General features: G+C 40.5%; 18 protein-coding genes. 5 read left to right on the top strand and 13 right to left on the bottom strand.

What is annotated here, in order from left to right:
* Positions 1 to 65: 65 nt before the first annotated feature.
* Complete coding sequence (locus FJX03_04680; GenBank protein MBM3632986.1) at positions 66 to 1,433, top strand: cysteine--tRNA ligase; 1,368 nt, start codon at positions 66 to 68, stop codon at positions 1,431 to 1,433.
* A gap of 3 nt (positions 1,434 to 1,436) precedes the next feature.
* The gene (locus tag FJX03_04675) at positions 1,437 to 2,156 is read left to right on the top strand and encodes an RNA methyltransferase (protein ID MBM3632985.1); all 720 of its coding nucleotides are present in this window, start codon (positions 1,437 to 1,439) and stop codon (positions 2,154 to 2,156) included.
* Between the two features lie 80 nt (positions 2,157 to 2,236).
* Here the strand turns inward: FJX03_04675 and FJX03_04670 are convergent, their stop codons facing one another.
* From FJX03_04670 to FJX03_04630, 9 genes are all read right to left on the bottom strand, one after another.
* Positions 2,237 to 3,061, bottom strand: a complete 825-nt coding sequence (locus FJX03_04670) for a TIGR00282 family metallophosphoesterase (GenBank protein MBM3632984.1) — start codon at positions 3,059 to 3,061, stop codon at positions 2,237 to 2,239.
* The gene (locus FJX03_04665) at positions 3,058 to 3,648 is read right to left on the bottom strand and encodes a 5-formyltetrahydrofolate cyclo-ligase (protein MBM3632983.1); all 591 of its coding nucleotides are present in this window, start codon (positions 3,646 to 3,648) and stop codon (positions 3,058 to 3,060) included. The genes FJX03_04670 and FJX03_04665 overlap by 4 nt, the downstream gene beginning before the upstream one ends.
* Positions 3,649 to 3,711: 63 nt before the next feature.
* Positions 3,712 to 3,921 (bottom strand): hypothetical protein, encoded by a 210-nt coding sequence (locus FJX03_04660; GenBank protein ID MBM3632982.1) that lies wholly within the window; start codon positions 3,919 to 3,921, stop codon positions 3,712 to 3,714.
* A 93-nt stretch (positions 3,922 to 4,014) separates the two neighbouring features.
* Entirely contained in the window at positions 4,015 to 5,223 is a 1,209-nt protein-coding gene (locus FJX03_04655) for a potassium/proton antiporter (protein ID MBM3632981.1), read from the bottom strand.
* A gap of 226 nt (positions 5,224 to 5,449) precedes the next feature.
* Entirely contained in the window at positions 5,450 to 5,839 is a 390-nt protein-coding gene (locus FJX03_04650; GenBank protein MBM3632980.1) for a hypothetical protein, read from the bottom strand.
* On the bottom strand, positions 5,824 to 6,393 hold the full coding sequence (locus FJX03_04645; protein ID MBM3632979.1) for a hypothetical protein: 570 nt from the start codon (positions 6,391 to 6,393) through the stop codon (positions 5,824 to 5,826). Before FJX03_04645 ends, FJX03_04650 begins: the two co-directional genes overlap by 16 nt.
* The gene (locus FJX03_04640) at positions 6,383 to 7,489 is read right to left on the bottom strand and encodes a hypothetical protein (protein MBM3632978.1); all 1,107 of its coding nucleotides are present in this window, start codon (positions 7,487 to 7,489) and stop codon (positions 6,383 to 6,385) included. The genes FJX03_04645 and FJX03_04640 overlap by 11 nt, the downstream gene beginning before the upstream one ends.
* On the bottom strand, positions 7,486 to 8,694 hold the full coding sequence (locus FJX03_04635; GenBank protein MBM3632977.1) for a type II secretion system F family protein: 1,209 nt from the start codon (positions 8,692 to 8,694) through the stop codon (positions 7,486 to 7,488). The genes FJX03_04640 and FJX03_04635 overlap by 4 nt, the downstream gene beginning before the upstream one ends.
* Positions 8,694 to 10,277 carry a type II/IV secretion system protein gene (locus FJX03_04630; GenBank protein MBM3632976.1) on the bottom strand — a complete coding sequence of 528 codons (1,584 nt, stop codon included), beginning with the start codon at positions 10,275 to 10,277 and terminating at the stop codon, positions 8,694 to 8,696. Before FJX03_04630 ends, FJX03_04635 begins: the two co-directional genes overlap by 1 nt.
* 358 nt (positions 10,278 to 10,635) lie before the next feature.
* Here FJX03_04630 and FJX03_04625 point away from each other — a divergent pair, with 358 nt between their 5' ends.
* Complete coding sequence (locus FJX03_04625; protein MBM3632975.1) at positions 10,636 to 11,778, top strand: metallophosphoesterase; 1,143 nt, start codon at positions 10,636 to 10,638, stop codon at positions 11,776 to 11,778.
* 43 nt (positions 11,779 to 11,821) lie between these two features.
* Here the strand turns inward: FJX03_04625 and FJX03_04620 are convergent, their stop codons facing one another.
* The 3 genes from FJX03_04620 to yacG form a co-directional block, all read right to left on the bottom strand.
* Positions 11,822 to 13,597 (bottom strand): ATP-binding cassette domain-containing protein, encoded by a 1,776-nt coding sequence (locus FJX03_04620; protein MBM3632974.1) that lies wholly within the window; start codon positions 13,595 to 13,597, stop codon positions 11,822 to 11,824.
* A 4-nt stretch (positions 13,598 to 13,601) separates the two neighbouring features.
* On the bottom strand, positions 13,602 to 14,846 hold the full coding sequence (locus FJX03_04615; protein MBM3632973.1) for a multidrug effflux MFS transporter: 1,245 nt from the start codon (positions 14,844 to 14,846) through the stop codon (positions 13,602 to 13,604).
* Between the two features lie 88 nt (positions 14,847 to 14,934).
* Positions 14,935 to 15,099 (bottom strand): DNA gyrase inhibitor YacG, encoded by a 165-nt coding sequence (gene yacG / locus FJX03_04610; GenBank protein MBM3632972.1) that lies wholly within the window; start codon positions 15,097 to 15,099, stop codon positions 14,935 to 14,937.
* Positions 15,100 to 15,230: 131 nt separating this feature from the next.
* On the opposite strand from yacG, the gene acnA reads away from it, so the two are divergent.
* Together acnA and FJX03_04600 are read left to right on the top strand one after the other, a co-directional pair.
* Positions 15,231 to 17,933, top strand: coding sequence for an aconitate hydratase AcnA (gene acnA / locus FJX03_04605; GenBank protein MBM3632971.1), 2,703 nt, complete (start codon positions 15,231 to 15,233; stop codon positions 17,931 to 17,933).
* Positions 17,934 to 18,103: 170 nt separating this feature from the next.
* Positions 18,104 to 18,334: a hypothetical protein gene (locus FJX03_04600; protein ID MBM3632970.1), complete on the top strand. Its 231-nt coding sequence runs from the start codon at positions 18,104 to 18,106 to the stop codon at positions 18,332 to 18,334.
* Positions 18,335 to 18,413: 79 nt separating this feature from the next.
* On the opposite strand, the gene asnB is transcribed toward FJX03_04600, so the two are convergent.
* Positions 18,414 to 20,351: an asparagine synthase (glutamine-hydrolyzing) gene (gene asnB, locus FJX03_04595; GenBank protein ID MBM3632969.1), complete on the bottom strand. Its 1,938-nt coding sequence runs from the start codon at positions 20,349 to 20,351 to the stop codon at positions 18,414 to 18,416.

The raw sequence follows: 20,351 nt of genomic DNA, 5'->3' as shown, positions 1-20,351 counted from the left end.
ATTAAAGATTAAATTTTTTCCCTAGAAAATAGGGGTAACCCATAAGACCGACTCTCAAGGAATAAATGACGATGCTTCTTTATAACACGCTCACCAAGACCAAGGAGGTCTTCACGCCCTTAAATCCCCATCGAGTGGGTATGTACGTTTGTGGGCCCACGGTGTATGATTTTGCTCACATTGGTAATGCTCGGCCCATGGTTGTGTTTGATGTATTATCGCGCCTCTTGCGCCAAATTTATCCTAACGTTTGCTATGTTCGAAACATTACGGATGTGGACGATAAGATTAATGCTGCCGCAATTGAACGAGGCGAATCGATTGCAGATATTACTCAAAGAACTACCGCTGCGTTCCACCAAGATATGGCCTCCCTCAATATTCTTCCTCCCGATGTGGAACCAAGGGCAACTCATCACATTCCAGAAATGATTGACATTATTCGAACACTCGTTAATAAGGGGCATGCCTATGAAGCCGAAGGGCATGTTCTTTTTAGTGTGGCAAGCTTCCCAGATTATGGAAAACTGTCTCGCCGCAATCAGGATGAGATGCTTGCCGGAGCCCGCGTCGAAGTTGCTCCCTATAAAAGAGATTCTGGTGATTTTGTCTTGTGGAAACCTTCAGATGAAAAAACACCCGGCTGGGAAAGTCCTTGGGGTTTTGGAAGACCCGGATGGCATATTGAATGCTCAGCCATGAGTGCTAAGTACCTCGGAAAAGTTTTTGATATTCATGGGGGCGGGCAAGATTTAGTCTTTCCCCATCATGAAAATGAATTAGCACAAAGCCGATGCGCCCATGACACCCCCGTTTTTGCACAATATTGGATGCATAATGGTTATTTGACCATTCATGGGGATAAAATGTCGAAATCGCTGGGAAATTTTTTTACGGTACGAGATTTATTAGCTCATCATCCGGGAGAAGTCATTCGCTTTGCTTTGTTGTCTACCCACTACCGCCAACCCATGGATTGGAAAGAGACAGGATTAGAACAAGCCAAACAGAGTTTGGACCGATTATATACGGCCCTGAGCGCATGTGAAGAGATTGATGAAGATGCAACCCCCGATGCAAGTGTCATGGAAGCTTTACAAGATGACTTGAATATACCTTTAGCCATTTCCCGATTTCATGATCTCGCAACTTCTATCAATAAAACATCTGATCGTAGGGAAAGATCTCGCTTAGGGGGAATCCTTAAAGTCAGCGCAGGCTTAATAGGTATTCTTCAACTAGTCCCGGAAAAATGGTTTCAAAGAGACACTTCTGGTTTGAAATCGGAAGAAATTGAAGCGCACATTCAAGCCCGTCGTGAAGCCCGAACACGAAAAGACTTTGATGAATCCGACCGTATTCGCAACCTATTGCTCGAACAAGGAATTGTCCTCGAAGACGGTCCAACCGGTACAACGTGGCGACGAACATAAACAATGATTGATAAGTCTTTTCCCACTATCATTCTTGTTCGCACTCAGCTACCGGAAAATGCAGGATCCACGGCTCGAGCTATGGCCAATTTTGGATTGAATTCTCTTCGATTGGTAGCACCTCTTTTTGACCCCATGGACCCCAAAGCACGTTCTCTGGCTGCAGGGGCAGATCATATCTTAGAAAATGCGACAATTTTTACATGTCTCGATGATGCCATCGCGGATTTAAATTATGTTTATGCCACCTGTGCAACCCAACGGCATATGGTAAAACGCTACGCTTCTCCAAAGGAAATGATGTCAGAAATTTCAGTTTCTCAAAAAGTTGGTATCGTTTTTGGGCCTGAGCGTACAGGTCTTACTAACGACGAGTTACCAAAATTTCGTGCAGTTATCCACGTACCTGTTGATCCAAATTTTAGTTCTCTTAATTTAGCTCAGAGCGTTGCAATTGTTGCTTATGAATGGTATCAAACGCTGACAGAATTTAAGGGGAAATTACATTTAGGGGAATCTATTCCCGCGTCCTATGAGCAACTCAAAAATTTCTTATCTGCTTTAGAAAACTCCCTGAATATGAGTCATTTTTGGCGTATTCCTCATAAAAAGCCCATCATGTGGCAAAATCTGCAAAATATATTTACGCGTATGGACTTAACCGAACAAGAAGTCAAAACCCTGCACGGAATGATCAAGTCTCTTTCTGGATCAGATCGGTAGAAGTGTCTCAACCTATAGACGAGTCATAGATATTAGAATTTATGCATGATATTTATTTTGGCTGTTAAGCACAACTTGAATTATACCTGCATCCCTGGCCAAGCAGGACTGAGGCGGGGACCCACACGAACGGGAGAAATAGAAATTGCCAATCCTGTCCCGTCGTCTGTTTCCACAAAAACACCGCATAATGTTCCCGGACCTTGCGCCGGTTGCATTCTCTCCGTGGGCATTTTCTTTGTAAATTTTAAAAGAGGCACAGTTTTATCCATACCAACAACAGAATTGTAATCACCACACATACCTGCATCCGTCAAATAAGCTGTTCCACCTGGTAAAATTTGTGCATCAGCAGTCGGAATATGGGTATGTGTCCCAACAACCAAACTAACTCTTCCATCACAAAAGTGGCCCATTGCCATTTTTTCGGAAGTGGCTTCACCGTGAAAGTCTAATACGATAGCTCCAATAGATCCGCTACCAAGAGGATATTTTTTGAGAACAGCTTCCACCGCAGGAAACGGATCATCTAATGTATCCATAAATAAACGGGCTTGAGCATTCATAACCAAAACGTCTTTTCCCTTTTTATTTGGAACAATCGTATAGCCTCGACCCGGTGTTAGTGTTGGAAAGTTAAGAGGGCGCAGTAATCGCTTATCTTGGTCGATATAACTAATAATTTCTTTTTGATCCCAAATGTGATTTCCCGTAGTGATCACATCTACGCCAATTTTGTATAAATCTTGACAAATTCCTTTTGTAACGCCAAAACCATGCGCCGCGTTTTCGGCATTTACGATAACAAAATCAATACCGAGTTCCTCACAAATTCGGGGAATATGTTCTTGGACAATATCACGACCAGAGCGCCCCACAATGTCGCCACAAAATAATATTTTCATCTTTTAATCTCAATAACTTGCGTCGGTGTAATAATATAATTCAAAGGTTGATCATGACGTTCACGAGGGATAGAGTCAACTTCCTGGCAATCAAAAGCCATACCTACAGCCATTATAGGATGATTTTCGCGTAATTTTTCCAAGGTTCTATCATAATATCCCTCTCCATGACCCAGGCGATTCCCTTGAGAGTCAAATCCAACGACAGGTACAAACAATACTGTTGGGATTATCAGAGGAGCATCATCATCAGGTGTTAAGATGTTATAGATGCCCGATACAAGTAAATTTCCCGGTCCCCACTGACGAAATAGAAGGGGCATTTTAGATGCCTGTACAACCGGAAGCGCACAAATATGATTTTGTTCATAAAAGTAAGCCAGCAAAGAACGCACATCCACTTCTGACTTAACGGGCCAATAGCCGCCAACAATGGCATCGCAAGCCATAATCTGTGCAGATAGGAGGCTTTGCAAAATCGCCTTGCCCGTGTCTTTTAAATCATGGGTTTTTTTATACTGATCACGTCGTTGGAGTAAATCTGTACGTAATTGCGATTTTAGAATAGATATCATGGAGGTATTCATATCCGATTTAAGATAGGAAAGAAAGAGAGAACCGTAAATTCAGCAAAGATTCATTACGAGTTTCTAGCGGGGATGGTGATAATGGGGGTGATAATAATGAGGGCCATAAAAGGGATAGACAGGAGAAGGATCGTATACAGCTGAAGGATAAGGAGAATCAGCGTAATAATAAGATGAATGATAGGGATGAGCATTCTCATTGACAGCACACCCTGCCAAGGCACCAAAACCCATAATCATAAAAAATCGTGCTATAATTTTTTGAAATTTCATAATTACCCCAAAAAAAATTCGTGGATGCCCTATATAATTAAAATAGAATGATTCGTGAAATGATCACGATATCGTATATATCTTCAGAACGGACTAATTACCAATTTTTAAACGCTTGATAAAGTTAGGAGCTAGCCCTCCTTGGATTAAGAAGGAAATCAGAACGATAAAGAAGACGAGATTGAAAATTGTATTTGCTTTTGGGATGCCCATTACCATTGGAAATGTTGCCAGGACAATTGGCACAGCACCACGTAATCCAAGCCAAGAGATAAGAAATTTTTCTTTGACAGAATATTTGGAAAACGCCAGAGCCACAAAAACACTGGCCGGTCTTGCAAAAAATATGAGGAAGAAAGGTAAAGCCAAATCGAGATTAAAAATTTCATTCATCTGCGTAGGGAACACCAAGAGACCTAAAACCAGAAACATGCTAATTTCACAAAGCCAGGTTATTGCTGCATGGAATTTTTTTATGTTATATTTATGATGAAACTCTTGCTGGTAGATGACAATACCTAAGAGATAGGTGGCTAGAAATCCACTACCTCCCAGTATGGTTGCAGCACCGTAAGCGAAGAGGACAAGGGAAATTGTAAATACAGGATAGAGTTCGCGATACTCAAGCTTCATGCGCCGGAAAAGAAAAACGGCGCATTTTCCAACCAAAATCCCAACTATTAAACCCCCTAAAACTTCAGTAATGAACATTGTAGTTAAGCTGAAAACCGTAAATTTGGGATTTTGCATGATTTGAAGAATAATAAATACAAGAAGTATGGCCATCGGATCATTACTTCCAGACTCAAACTCTACCAGCATACGTAAATCTCTTTTAACCAAAAAATGTCGAGACCGGAAAAGTGAGAATATTGCAGCTGCATCCGTTGCCGAGACAATTGCACCCAATAAAAATCCTTCCAATACAGTGAATTCAAGAAGGTAGAATGCAAAAAGTGCAACCAATCCCGTTGAAACGAGAACACCTAACGTAGATAATGCAAACCCTGGCCAAAAAATGGGTTTTACAAGCCGCCATTGCGTATCAAGGCCGCCAGAGAACAAAGAAAAACACAAAGCAATAATACCGATATGCTGAGCCATAAGGGTATTATCAAAGTAAATGCCCCCAATTCCATCAGACCCAGCTAACATACCTGTTACAAGAAAAAGAAGAGGGGCTGGAATTTTGAGTCGTTTAGATAGATCGCTTGCAATAATAGCAAGAAATAGAAGAAGGGAAATAATCAGGACCCATTTATCAAGACCGTAAGTTGACTGCACTAAAGAGGGAATCCCCAAAAATTTATTATAATCTTAAGAGACTTTATACGGAATAGTTACTCGCGTTCAAGCGCAAAATGAAAAATTATTGGCTGTAAAAATTAAACCTTGAAATTTAATAACTATTTACAAAAGGAAAGTGAATTTGACCTTATAAATTATTTTAATTGCTAGTATGTAGGTTTACTAGCTCGTATATTCTTTCGAGATACAATTTTTTATTATATAACAGTTATTTTTCTCATTATTTTAATGACGAGGAAAAGGATGATGAAACCTGAAATACTTCATTTGGTCTTAAAGAAATTTTGTGAGACTTACCGGATTTCGGACACCATACCAAGTCAACCGTATCTGGTGTGACCGTCACAATACGAAGATCGTCGATCTTTTGTCCCTGCTTAATAGAGCGACCATTCAGCCATATTGTCCAAGAATTTTGGTGGCTATAGATAATGCCATCAAGCCTTAATTTTTCAGAACTTTTTACAAGATTATCTCCTTTTATTTGAGATTGCTCTTCGGCTCGAATGAGAGCTCCCTCTTCAGCTGGGCTCAGCATAAGAGATATATCTGATCCATAAGTTGCAAAACAGACAATGTAAAGTACTAAGTACCTTATCGATGAATCCATGTCGTTGTAATCCTTCCTTCAAATAATGCTTGTGACTTTCCAGAAGCTATTTTCTCCAACATTTCCTCATTCACAGGACCGGCTCGCTTTATGACAACATCTTTTAGGAGAAAAAGTCCGGGACCTCGGGTGGTCAACTGATCCAAATGGGCAAAAATTTCTCTGTCTCGCAGACAAATCAATGAAAAAGAAACTTCTTGAGCCGTTAGTTCTGAATGGGCTGAGTAATGATTAAGAAGGGGGGTTGACCCAAACTCCAAACTGTGGGGATGTAAATCTCGAAGCTCTTTAGATGTCAATGGTTGATCAAATCTACAAGCTTCAAAAGCTGAAAATTCTGCCTGATGGGTCTTTACCAATGCAGTCGTTTCTTGCTCACGAATCACCTGACGTTTCCTCTTTAACACCTCTTGGCTCAGCTGTAGTGTTTGGCAAGAAAGATTATTCTTATAGTAAGCAAGAGTCCCCATCAGTGCAAAGCTCATACCGAGTGCACCCAGCGCATATTTTGCTCGAACTCTCGATATGATGTTCCTCAATTCTTTAATGCTCATAAAGCCTCTTTTCCATTATCAAAATCCCTTTGAGCGATTCATTTTCTTCCGCTTTCCATGTCACATGATACTCCGAAAATTGAGAACGCAGCGTCAGAAAAAACTGTTCAACAGAAACCGCAGGATTCAATTCTAATTGAAGAGTTAAGGAATCCACAGTCCAATGAAAATAGGTGGCGACAGCTTGGCCTTTTAAGAGAGGTATCAGTTGTCGCACGATGGAAAGAGGATTGCCCTGATCTTTTGACAGTTGACGATATGCGGCAAATACCTCCAACTTTTTTTCATCTATAAGTTCGCTAGCATTTAGACGGCTCCTCTCTTGACTGAGACTATTTTTTTGATCATAAAGAATTTTAATTTGAAAACAAAAAAGGGCAATAACAATCGAATTAAGAAGGAGAAATGAATAGGCTATTTTTTGAATCTTTCGCGGCCAATCGTAAAGACGATTTTGCTCCCTTAGTTCTGGAATTTGAAGACTCAGTCCTTCAGGTATAATATCCCGGGGAAACCGAATGATTTTTTGGACAAACAGGGGAAGATCATCTTCCCGAGCAAAAGCTCTCATGAGGGTTATTGGCATACCAACTTCATAACCAAATCTTTTAATATATCTCAAAATTAGAGGTAATTCTTGCTCTATAGGCAAACTACATGTACGGCTAAATTGCAAAACCCCATCTTGGCAAATTAACAAGCTTCCTTCATGGTCTATTAATGTCCACCCAATAGGCAGAGAGCCATAAGATTGTCTGATCAAATCAGCCCATAAATAAACTCCCTTTAGCGCAAAAGAATATGCAGAAATCTCTTGAATAATTTCACGCATAAAGGGCGTGGGAAGGACCCCCCCAATGTATGTTTGACTTTTAGAGGATATCCATTCCCCAACCCAATGCTTTGCGGAGAATTCGGCTGCTTTTAAAAAGGGTACAGTCTTGCGGAGGGAACAAATATGATAGGTTACGTCATGGGTTTTTAAGATTAATGTGATTTCGCTATTGGCTGAGAGTCTTTTTAAAAATTCAGAAAAATCTTGAAGCGGTTGACCATTTTCTAAAACTTGATTTTCCTCAAGAGTCAGAAAAATCATGACAACTTTCCAAATAATCCATAAAAAGGAACAATGATTCCCAAAACTATCCACACCATCATAATCCCCATAATCAAGACAAGGCTGGGCTCGAGCCAAGAAACCAGCGTTTCGATTTTGCGCAATGCCTGACTTTGGTGATGAGAAGCGGCTTGGGGAATTAACTCTTTTGAGCGCCCCGTTTGCTCACTGAGTTTTAATAAGCGTACCATTAAAGGAGAAACGAATTCTTTTTGAGTGGAAAAGGTATCTGACAAACCAGCCCCTGCAATAATTTCTCCGGATAGAAAGGTGAGTTTCTCGCGCAAATAGGGATTGCGTATGACTTGCACAGCTTGAGACAAAGAAGGCAACAACTCAACACCTGCACCTATCATAACGCCAAAGACATGCCAAAAATGCGTGAGAGCGAAGGGCCCATATAAGGGGAAAAATAAGGCAAAACGCCCCAAATAATACCGAGCTTTTGGAAGCGCATAACACAAACCAAACAACCCACACATCGCCATTAGAAATAACGGTATATAAGCAAGAGTCGGAGCGATATGAAGAAGTAAACGCGTTGAAAGCGGAAGATCTTTAAATCCAAGAGATGCTAAGAGAGAGGCCATATTCGGTATGACAAAATCGATGACTATTAAAAGAAGAATAACCATCAAACCAAACAAGATAAGGGGAGAGCGAATCGCTTTTTGAATTTGATGACTCATAGCTTCGAGTCGACGTAAGTGACTTTCTAAGTGACGAAATTGAGGAGCATACGCACCAACTTGTTCAGCTGCTGCAATTAATTTTTGAAAGACTCGATCAAAAACTTTTGGATGTCTTGCTAACGCTTCAGATAAAGGAATACCGGCTTGAACATCCTTGTGAACTAGATGAAGGAGTGAGCGAAATCCTCGATGAGGGGTTGATAAAGCAAGATCTTCTAGGGCACTATCTATTCTCACCCCCGCTTCATCCAATTGAGCCATATGGTGGCAGAAATCGATCAGGAGAATTCTTGGAACCTTAGAAAATATCCCCGTAGAATACCGAGACGCGACACGAGGCAAAAACCGCTCTGCTTTGGTTTCCTTGCAATCAGTTAATAACAGTCCTTCTTCTTTTAGGGATTTATAAATTTCATTTGTCGTTGCCGCAAAACGAAAGCCAGAATATTTTGTTCCATTTGTTGCTGTGGCTTTATAGGCATACAAAGGCATTAGATATTAACTCCTATCACCCGATCTATTTCTGCAAACGTTGTTTTCCCAGCCAAAACTTTTTCCATGCCGCGATCCCAGAGCGTTGACACTTTCTGATTTTTACTTATCTTCTCTGAAAGACAGTGGACAGAATTTTCTGATTTAATAGTGAAAAATTCTTCGTTAAAAAGAACAGATTCAACCACAGCTTCACGACCAAGATAACCTGTTTCACAGCAGAAGGAACAACTTCCAGCTTGATAAACATGGCTAACAGAACGGGGAAGAGAAAATCGTTTACGGTCCTCTCGAGTTATAATTTGGGGGTAGCAGCATTTCTCACACAATCGCCTCACGAGACGTTGAGCTATGCCCGCAATTAAGTTTCCTTCTAACAGTGAGGAAGAGACCCCAAGATCAAGAAGACGTTGGGGTATTGTATAACAATCTTTTGCATGAATTGTCCCCAAAACCAAATGCCCAGTCATCGCTGCCCGCAATGCCATTTGTGCTGTTTCCGCATCCCGTATTTCGGAAATAAAAATCACATCTGGATCTTGTCGAAGAAGAGAGCGCACCCCTTCTCCAAAACGAAAAGGTCCCCCTTCACGAATTTCTGTTTGTCGAATATGGGGAACATAATACTCAACAGGCTCTTCTAATGTCATAATATTTCTTGTTAACGAATCCATATGATTGAGAAGAGCATAAAGCGTAGTTGTTTTGCCAGATCCCGTCGGCCCACTTAAGAGAATCATACCTTGAGGACGTTGCACCAACTCTTTCAAAATTTTGATGTCATTTTTTTCAAATCCGAGCTCATCTAATGCTCGTAGAGATTGGGTTTTATCAAGAATACGTAATACCAAATTTTCCCCATGAATTGTTGGGTGACAGGATAATCGAAAATCAATTTCACGTCCCCCAAATACTAGGCTAAATCGACCATTTTGGGGTCGACGAGATTCTGCAATATCGAGGCCCCCCATAATTTTCAAACGAACAGAAATAGCAGACCATCTTTCTTTATGAAGTGTGTGTGCCACATATAGAATTCCATCTTGTCGATAATGGACATCTATTTGATGAGCTGTTGGAGAAAGATGAATATCTGAGGCCTTTAATCGAACAGCTTCAAGAATCATGTCATGAATCAGCTGAACTACTTCCCCTTCGTGGGGCTCTAGAGTTGGCTGCGGATAATAAATCTCTCGCGCTTGAGCAATTTTATTAGTTGTCGAGTGATAAGGGAGGAGTGGCACATCCCTCCCAAGGATCTGTCTAACTTTGTCAAGAGCTAACAAATCTTCAGGATCTGACATTGCCAAATGAGCCCCTTGCTCATCTTGTTGAAACAACAAGACCTGATAACGTAATGCCACTTCGAGGGGAACCTTGCGAACCAGTGTTAAATCTAAAATTTGATTTTCTAGCGAAATAAATGGAAAACCAGATAGGGTCGATAGAGCTGTTAAAAGTTGACTATCTGATAAAAAACCCAAATCAACCATCAGCTCTCCCAACCGTTTCGAGCGACGCACTTGCTCTTTTAAAGCAACGGTCAACTGATCTTGCGTAATCCATTTCTGCGCAACCACCACTCACCTATCTTAAGAGACTGGGGTGCTTGATTTTGAGGAATTGGCAAGGAATGTGGGATTTCAAAGGGGGAGCACAATGATTGAGGATAATCTTGGAAAAATTTGATATTCTTTTCTTTTTGTTTGCGTAAAATATGCCCCATTTGTAAGCTCTTTATAAATTTTTCTTGTCTATAAGCACTTCTGCAACCGCCTTAATTCCGAGATTTCATAAAAATTGTACAAGACACCAGCATTTCCCTATAGTGGCCAGATTGTCGCGGCCGCAATCAAAGTGCTTTTTTCTTCGCATCCCTAACTCCATGTTAATAACTGTCATGTCATTTTTATTAAAGGATAGGAAAAAAATTAATTCGGAATGATTATGAGAATTCGGCAGATACTTATAGTTTGTTTGCTACAATTGCCCTTAAGCACAAATGGCTGGGGAGAGGTAAGTTTTGCACACATAACTGATCTTCATATTTTTGAAGAGACAAAGTGGGAATGTGAAGCTAAAATTTCAACTATCGATTTTTCTAAATCTATCAAAAAAATCAATGAGATTTCAAATAAGCTTACAGACACGTCAAAAAACGCTTTAGCCTTCATCCTTTTAAGTGGGGATATCGGCGTGGGAAAGCTGATAAAAACTGACCCTAAAACAGGAAAACTTATTAAAGATTCGCAAAAATGGAGTCGAGCCGTAGACTCTATTGCACAAATAATAAAAAATTCCCAAGTTAAAATATGGCTTGTCGTTCCTGGGAATAATGATCTTTATAATGAAGACCCTGCATCCATCAATTTTCTTCGTGAGTTCATTGAAGAACTCCACCACAAACCAGAGATGAGAACTGCAGGTATTTCCATTATAGATTTTCGACTTGAAGGCTCTCAACAAGTTCAACCTTCCTCACCCCCGGGTACTTATGTCATAGGAAATTTTGTATTTATGGGATGGGATAATTCCTATTTCAAAAATAATAATTCAGTCAATCATTATCGTGGTTGTGACGAAGGAATAATTCCAATTTCCAAGACACTCGAATACAAAAGTGTGCAAAAATTATCAGATAGATTAAAAGAATCTAAAGCAAAATATGCTTACCTATTTTATCATATTCCCGACATAGACGATCCGTATCTTATTCGTTTTGATGAATTTGCAAACGATAATGTTGTCTCACAACGATTAAGAGATGCTCGGGAGCTATCTCCTCGGTTAGCCAAAGGACTCTACCCCTATTCGGCTTGGACTATTCCTTTAAGTGTACGAAAAGCTTGGGAAAATACCGTTACAAAACCATTGGGGAAAGGCCCTGTCGTGAAAGGACTTTTTGCCGGTCATTTTCATGATCATAAGAAAGAAACGTATTTGTCAACTCTTTGGTTAAAAACTCAAAAATATAAGAAGGAAATCTTAAACAAACTTTATATCGCTCCGCCCGTTGCTGTAAAAAACCAAACACAATATCCACCTTCCCAACGGGCAAGGGGGGGGGCAAATTATTACTATTAATGATAAGGGAGATATTACCCGTGAACTTTTTTGGTTTGATTAATCACTGATCAATCAGCTCATCCAACTCTAACCAGCGAGTTTCCGCACGTGTCAATTCTTCTTTTTGTTGCGTTAATTTTTCTGTAACTTTCATGAATTCTTGAGGATGATTATTATAATAAGCTGGGTCTTCAAGACGTGTTTCAGCGTCAGAAATGTCACGCATGAGTTGATCCATTTTCGCCGGTAAATTTTCATATTCTCGCTTTTCGTTGTAAGTAAACCGTCGGGTGGATTTTGAGCGCTCAGTTAGTACTTTGGGTTCTTTTATCTCTTTAGTCCGTGCTTTTTGAGGAGGATATTGACACACATAATCTTGATACCCACCGACACATTCACGAATGATGCCATCTCCTTCCAGGCCAATAATAGATGTCGTTAACTTATCTAAAAAGTCACGATCATGGCTAACAATGAGAAGCGTTCCCGAATAATCGCTCACCATTTCAATCAACAGGTCAAGAGTGTCCATATCGAGATCGTTGGTTGGCTCATCCAAAATCAATAAATTTCCAGGACGGGTTAACGCTTTAGCCAGAGCAAGGCGATTTTTTTCACCCCCAGACAAAATAGAAACGGGTGAACGCACTTGTTTTTCTTCAAATAAGAAATCTTTCAGATAAGCCATGACATGACGCGGTTGACCTTGAACCATAACATGGTCACCACCCGTCTCACATAAATTTTGCCAGAGCGTTTCGTTAGGTTTCAAGCCATCACGTAATTGATCAAAATAGATCAGATCAATGGTTTTTCCCAATCGGACATTTCCAGAATCTGGGGGTAGCACTCCCGCCAACATGCGAATCAATGTGGTTTTACCCGCACCATTAGGCCCTATAATCCCAATTCTATCACCCCGTAATATCCGTGTAGAAAAATTTTGAATAAGGGGTTTATCTCCTAAAGTCTTAAAAAGAGATTGAGCTTCAATCACTAATTTACTTCCACTTTCAGCATTGGCTCCACTCATTTTGAGCTTACCAGTTTGTCCTGCTAAAATAGCACGTTTTTGCTCTCTCAACTTATTGAGCTCTCGAAGTCGTCCTTGGTTACGTTTCCGACGTGCCGTAACACCACGATGTAGCCAATGAAGTTCTTCTTTCAACTTTGTATTCATCTTACTTATGTGCTTTTCTTCTTCCGCTATAAGATAATCTGACCACGGCTCAAAATCTTTGAATCCTTTGTTATGACGATGCAAAACTCCCCGATCCAACCAAAGACAAGAATTCGATACTCGTTCAAGAAAAGTTCGATCATGACTAATCGTGAGGAGGGCACCTGTATATGAATTTAAGAAATCTTCTAACCATTCAATAGTCGGCAGATCCAGATGGTTTGTCGGCTCATCTAATAACAGAACATCCGGGTTTCCAACAAGAGCTCGTGCCAAAGAAACGCGCCGACGCTCCCCTCCGGAAAATCCTTCCATAAAGCGATCTTTATCCATTTTTAAAAGATCAAGAATCTCATCGGCTTCAAAAGGCTCGCAACCCGATTGCATCACAAATTCTTTAGGTGTTTGATTGGGCTCAAGCCAAACATCTTGAGGAAGGTAAGAAAATCTTGTTCCCGGTTGAACGAATCGTTCACCTTGATCTAAATCCATTTGACCACAAACGACTTTTAAAAAGGTGGATTTTCCACACCCGTTGCGCCCAACGAGGCATGTTTTATCCCCTTTGGTAATATTATTGAATAACCCTTCAAATAATGGCTTACCACCAAAAGACAGAGAAATATCCCGCAAAGAAATAAGAGGGGGTTGTGCCATAAAGTTATCCCCTATACGGGGTAATAAGGGTATCTGACTTTTCTTGAATCTTAGACGTGCTTAAAAACATAAATGCACATATAATTCCACTGGCAAGCATCATAAGGGTACAAGGGACAAGAGTCCCATTACTTAAAAAACTAACCGCAAAAGCACAGAGTGCAGAAATGCCCATTTCAAGAGAATTTAATAAAGCCGAGGCCCCACCTCGCTGAGATGGGATGACAGCAACAGCTTTTGTAACTGCATTCGCAAATACCGGGGCCAATCCTACAGCATAAATTGAAAAAGGAATATAGAGGGCAATTAAAGAGGATGGGTAACAAATCGTTGCCGTAAGAGTTAGACCGGCTCCTAAAATCATCAACCACAATCCCCAAGCAAGCATGCGCTCGATGCCATAAAAAATAACACAACGCCGGTTGAGAAATGTCCCTAAAATATAAGCCCCCGGACCAATAGCCGAGTAATATCCATAATCCACACTCTTGATCTCCAATTCATTAATCAGATAAAAAGGCGCTTCCACAATCCATGCCCATAAGCCGCCGTAGGTAATAGCTGAAATCAATGCAAAAGTAACAATCTCTTTACGCTTAAGAAGTTGGCCGTAAGTTTCAAAAAGAACCCACCCGGAAAATCGAGCTTTTTGAGAAGCTCTATGCTCAGGGTTTAAACTTTCTCTGAGGCAAACAATAATGGCAATCCAAATGGTGGTTGCAACGACGGCAATGATGAAGAAACAACTTTTCCATCCCCAAACATCAGCAATTTTCCCGCCGAAAATAGGAGCAACCATCGGAGATAAAGTAATAACCATACCCATGGTTGATAAAATACGAGAAAAGTTTTTCTCATCGTAAATATCTTTGAGAATGGCAGTTGAAACAACCATCGTCATTCCAGCCCCAATTCCTTGAGCAAAACGCGCTACAATTAAACTTGTCATTGTCGGCGCAAACCAACAACTAATACTGCCCACTGCAAATATACTCATGCTTGCCAAAATAACAGGGCGTCGACCAATGCTGTCTGACAAGGGACCAGCAATCAATCCCAACAAAGCAAAACCCAATAAATAGCCACTTAACGTATTTTGGACTGCCGCATCGGGAACCTTAAAAAATTTCCCCATTTCCGGTAAACTGGGAAGATATAAATCTGTAGACATCTCAAAAGCCAATACAGCAAACATGAGCAATACCGGCGTTAACCGATGCAAAGAGAGATTATTCATTTTCGTATTCATAAATTAACCATATCATGTTTTGTATCAAGGGATTCGACTTGCCTTTAAAACTTAAGAGATTCTAGATCAAAAAGCTAGAAAGATGTTGTTACGATTCATTTTCCTCATCAACTTCTTCGTTATCCAGAATTTCTTCTGTTGGAATTCTATAATCTTCGTTGAACCACCGAAGAAGGTCTGTATTCTTACAGGATTTTGAGCAAAAGGGATCAAAAGATGAGTTACTGGGGTTTTTACAAAGAGGACAGGACATAAAAAATAACTCCATTTCGGCCTTTATCCTACGCCTTTAAGATCTCAAATTTCAAGAGCAATCGGATCTTGTCACCTCACCACAAATCACGATACCGTTAAGGAAAGTCATTTATATAAAGAGTAGAATTTATGACAACAAACGGACACGATTCTTTAAACGTACGAAAAACCCTCACAGTTTCAGGAAAATCCTATGACTATTATAGTTTACCTGCTGCTCAAGATGCGGGATTAAACGGTTTACAAAATCTTCCCTTTTCAATGAAAATTTTGATTGAAAATTTATTGCGCCATGAGGATGGAAAGCGTGTGAAAGTAGAAGATATTCATGCAGCTGTCCAAAGTATTAATAATGGGCATAATTCTACGGAAATTGCTTTTATTCCGGCGCGTGTTCTCATGCAAGATTTTACAGGTGTTCCTGCTATCGTTGATTTAGCGGCCATGCGTGATGCTATGACCGCCTTAAAAGGGGATCCAACATTAATAAATCCTCTTATCCCTGTTGATTTGATTATTGATCATTCCGTTATGGCAGATTCTTCTGGATCTGCTGATTCATTTTCGAAAAATGTAACCCTTGAGTATCAAAGAAATCATGAGCGTTATGCCTTTTTACGCTGGGGACAAGAAGCCTTTAAGAATTTTCGTGTTGTACCACCGGGAACGGGAATTTGTCATCAGGTTAATTTAGAATATCTCGCGCAAGTTGTTTGGGTATCACCAGATTCTTCCGGCCGAGAGGTTGCTTATCCGGACACACTTGTGGGGACAGATAGTCACACAACTATGATCAATAGTCTTGCCGTTCTGGGCTGGGGTGTCGGTGGAATTGAAGCTGAAGCTGCCATGTTGGGCCAAGCCGTTTCGATGCTCATCCCCAAAGTGGTTGGGTTTAAATTAATGGGCAGGTTACCTGAGGGAACCACTGCTACGGACCTCGTTCTTACCGTAACAAACATTTTACGTACCAAAGGTGTCGTGGGCAAATTTGTTGAGTTTTATGGGGAAGGGTTGGATGCTCTTAGTCTCGCCGATCGCGCAACTGTAGCCAATATGGCGCCTGAATATGGTGCCACTTGTGGTTTTTTCCCCTTCGATCAAAAAACCATTGATTACTTGGAATTCACGGGTCGCGATCCCCATCGTATTGCTCTTGTTAAAGCTTATGCGAAAGCCCAAGGTCTTTGGCGTGATGACAAAACTCCTGACCCCCAATTTTCTGAATCTCTTCTTTTAGACCTAAACACGGTTTGCCCCACTATAGCTGGACCAAAGCGCCCCCAAGATAAGGTCCTGTTATCCGAAGCAAAATCCACATGTATGAGCTCTTTAAAAGAAGAACATAAAAATAGTGATGAATCTTTCCCCATTTCTGGTCAGGACTATTCTTTAAATCATGGTGACATCGTTATTGCAGCCATTACCAGTTGTACCAATACATCCAACCCCTTTGTAATGATTGGTGCGGGATTGCTAGCTCGAAAAGCGAGATCTAAAGGATTAAAACCCAAACCCTGGGTCAAAACATCTTTGGCTCCTGGATCTCAAGTTGTTTCAGATTACTTAGAAAATGCAAGGCTCACTGAAGATTTTGATGCCTTAGGTTTTAATTTGGTTGGGTATGGATGTACAACCTGTATTGGAAATTCTGGCCCTTTACATCCCGAAATTGCTAGGGTCATCGAAACTCATGACTTAACCGTCTGTTCTATTCTTTCAGGAAATCGAAATTTCGAAGGACGGATCAATTCTCATGTTAAAGCAAATTATTTAGCCTCACCCCCCTTGGTTGTTGCTTATGCGTTAGCCGGATCCCTGTTAACAGATTTAACGACAGAACCTTTAGGAATAGGGTCTGAAGGTAAACCTGTTTATTTAAAAGATATTTGGCCAACAGAAGCAGAAATCCAAGAAATCATTCAACACTCTTTAACTCCAGAGATGTTCAGAAAACGCTATGCTAATGTATTTAAAGGCGATGCTGCCTGGCAAAAAATTCAAGGAAAAGCCAGCTTAACTTATGATTGGCAAGAAAAAAGCACTTATGTTAAAAATCCACCCTATTTTGAAGATGTTGGGTCCCAAATGACCAAGCCTGCTAATGTAAAGGGTGCTCGTATTTTAGCTGTTTTAGGTGACAGCATTACCACGGATCACATTTCTCCAGCCGGTAATATAAAAACAGATGGTCCCGCTGGACATTACCTTCATCAGTTTGGCGTAACTGTAAATGACTTTAATAGTTATGGTGCTCGCCGCGGAAATCACGAAGTCATGATGCGGGGAACATTTGCCAATATTCGTTTATTAAACGAAATGCTTCCCGGCACAACGGGGGGAATTACAAAATATTTTTCAACAGAAAAGGGAATTGAGCCAGAAATTCTCCCCATTTATAGTGCAGCTATGAAATATCAAAAGGATGGCACGCCTTTGGTTGTGATTGCTGGAAAAGAATATGGTTCTGGTTCGTCCCGCGACTGGGCAGCTAAGGGCCCATTATTGCTCGGCGTTAAAGCTGTTATTGCAGAAAGTTTCGAACGTATCCATCGTTCCAATTTAGTAGGAATGGGTGTCCTCCCCTTAACCTTTCTGAATGGCGAAAGCCGAAAGTCGCTTGCTCTTACGGGTGAAGAAATCATCGACATTACAGATATAAGTACAGACATAAAACCTGGAATGACCGTGACTTGTACCATTACACGACCGTCCGGACAATCTTCAACCCATACTTTGCTATGTCGTATTGACACACAAGATGAGGTAAACTATTTCCAAAATGGTGGTATTTTACCGTTTGTTTTGAGGAGTCTGACGAAAGTAGTTTAGTAATAAATATCCTGTAGAACATATCTATTTTACTCTATAGCTTGAGGCACTTTAACTTATTTGGAGCCTCGAAATTTATGAAAAAATTATTGTTACTTCCTTTTATAGCTTTATTATCTGCATGTTCTTGTCTCGACGTTGTGGAAACAAAATAAATCGGAGATGAGAGTATGTCTTGTCAAGCTCTTGGTGCAGAGATTAAAGAAATGGAAAAGGCACGTAAAGATTTGTCAGCTGAAAAAGATGTTACGGGTACAAACGTTGCTGCTGCTGTTTTCTTCTGGCCCGCACTGATAGAGACTCATAGCAATGTAAATTACGCAGTGCGTGCTCTTGATCATCGTAAAAGTCATTTGGTAGATATCTACCACAGAAAAAACTGCCAAATAACAATTAACTGATATCTAAATTAGTTCTTATATTTAAAAAGGTTCTTTTTCATGGTCTCTTCTCCCAGAGACCATGAAAGCTATTATATTTTTATATGTAATTCTCACGCCAAGCTTGATACATTAGCACTGGCCACAAGGAATAGTGCCAATTCCGATTTCCAGATAAATGCTCTTCCCAACGTTGACGAATGGGTTCAGGATTTAAACCTGAGTCTTTGAGTGAAGATTCACAAAGAAGCGCCTCCGCCCATGGCCGTAAAGCCTCTCTCAACCATTGATCAATAGGGATCCCAAAACCCATTTTAGGACGTTCCGTTAGCCATTCTGGAACATATTTTTTCAAGACTTGCCGTAAAATCCATTTTCCTTCAGGGTGTTTAAATTTAAGTTCTTGAGGAATTCTCCAAGAAAATTCTACAACACGATGATCTAAAAGCGGAACACGACTTTCTAAACTTACCGCCATACTTGCATAATCAACTTTCGACAAAATATCGTCAGGTAAATAGGTAAGACTATCGATGTACTGCATTTCTTCAAAAAAACTTTTTAAGGAATATGTTTGATTTGTTAGCCAAGGAAGAGGCAGACCCTCTTGAGAATGGATATTTTTATCTATCAGCAGAGATTCAGGATCATCCCACAGACTCATAAGATTGAGATAGAAAGCCCTCCGGTCTGGACAAGAAAGAAGGCGCGCAAGTTTATGAGCCTTATCCCCCACAAGAGGTCTTTTTCCCGGGATTATATTTCCTAAAAAATTCCATGTATCAGGCGACAAACCCTGAATTCCCCCGGCTATCATTTTCCGTATATTAAAAGGAATTGGAGAAAGCCGATTCCAGAGACGATTTGTTTGAAAATACCTGCCATATCCTCCAAAGAATTCATCTCCCCCATCGCCAGATAAACAAACTTTTAAATGACGTTGGGCCAAACGGGAAACAAGATATGTGGGAATTTGCGAAGAATCAGCAAAAGGTTCATCACACCACTCCGGAATGGTGGGAATAATGTCTAAAGCTTCTGAAGATTTCAAATACAGTTCATGGTGCTGAGTTCCTAAATGGCGCGCTATAGCCGCCGCATGAGGTGCCTCGTTATAGCCGACTTCGTCAAATCCAATACTAAAGGTTTGAACCGGTTGAGGGTTTTGATATTGCATCAAGGCCACTACGGTTGAGCTGTCAATTCCTCCGGAAAGAAAAGCCCCAATCGGCACATCCGAAACCATACATCGCTTCACCGCATCTTTCAAAAGATGATCAAGCTCATCGATCCACTCTAAAGGAGTTCGGTTGTATTTTTGTTCTTTTGCCTGTTGAATGACCTCGCTCATATTCCAGTAAGATGTGACCGTTACCTTATTCTTTCCTTCAATGGTTACGATACACCCGGGAGATAATTTTTGAATGCCTTTGTATATTGATGAAGGACCAGGAATATAAGAAAATCTAAAATAATTAGCTAGGGTATCCCGATTAATTTCAGGGCGCCATAGGGGATGAGGAGAGAAACTCTTGATTTGTGACCCAAAGAATAATGTCTCTTGATTGAATCCCCAGTATAAGGGTTTAACTCCCAAACGATCCCGAATTAAGTGTAGTTTATGATATTTTGCATCCCATATAGCAAAGGCGAACATCCCTATTAATTGCTGCGTAGCTTTTTCAATTCCGTAAGCTTCACAAGCTGCTAAAATAACTTCTGTATCTGAAGTTCCTCGAAAAAAATATCCTTTTGCTAAAAGATTTTCTCGCAAATCAGATGCATTATAAACTTCACCATTATATGTTATGATAAAGCGCCCCGAAGCTGAAATCATCGGTTGATGTCCGGCTTCAGATAAATCAACTATTGAAAGCCGACGGTGTCCGAGGGCAAGCTGTGCATTTTTATCAATCCACACGCCTTGAGAGTCAGGACCCCGACTTATTAACTGATTTGCCATTTCTAGAACGATGCGATCCAGAGAAAAATCCGATAGATGATCTGAAAAAGACCAAAATCCCGTTATACCACACAT

The organism is Alphaproteobacteria bacterium, assembly GCA_016870095.1.
Taxonomy (GTDB): Bacteria; Pseudomonadota; Alphaproteobacteria; order Paracaedibacterales; family VGCI01; genus VGCI01.
The sequence above is the reverse complement of the archived record's forward strand: the minus strand, read 5'-3'. Positions and strand labels throughout refer to the sequence as shown.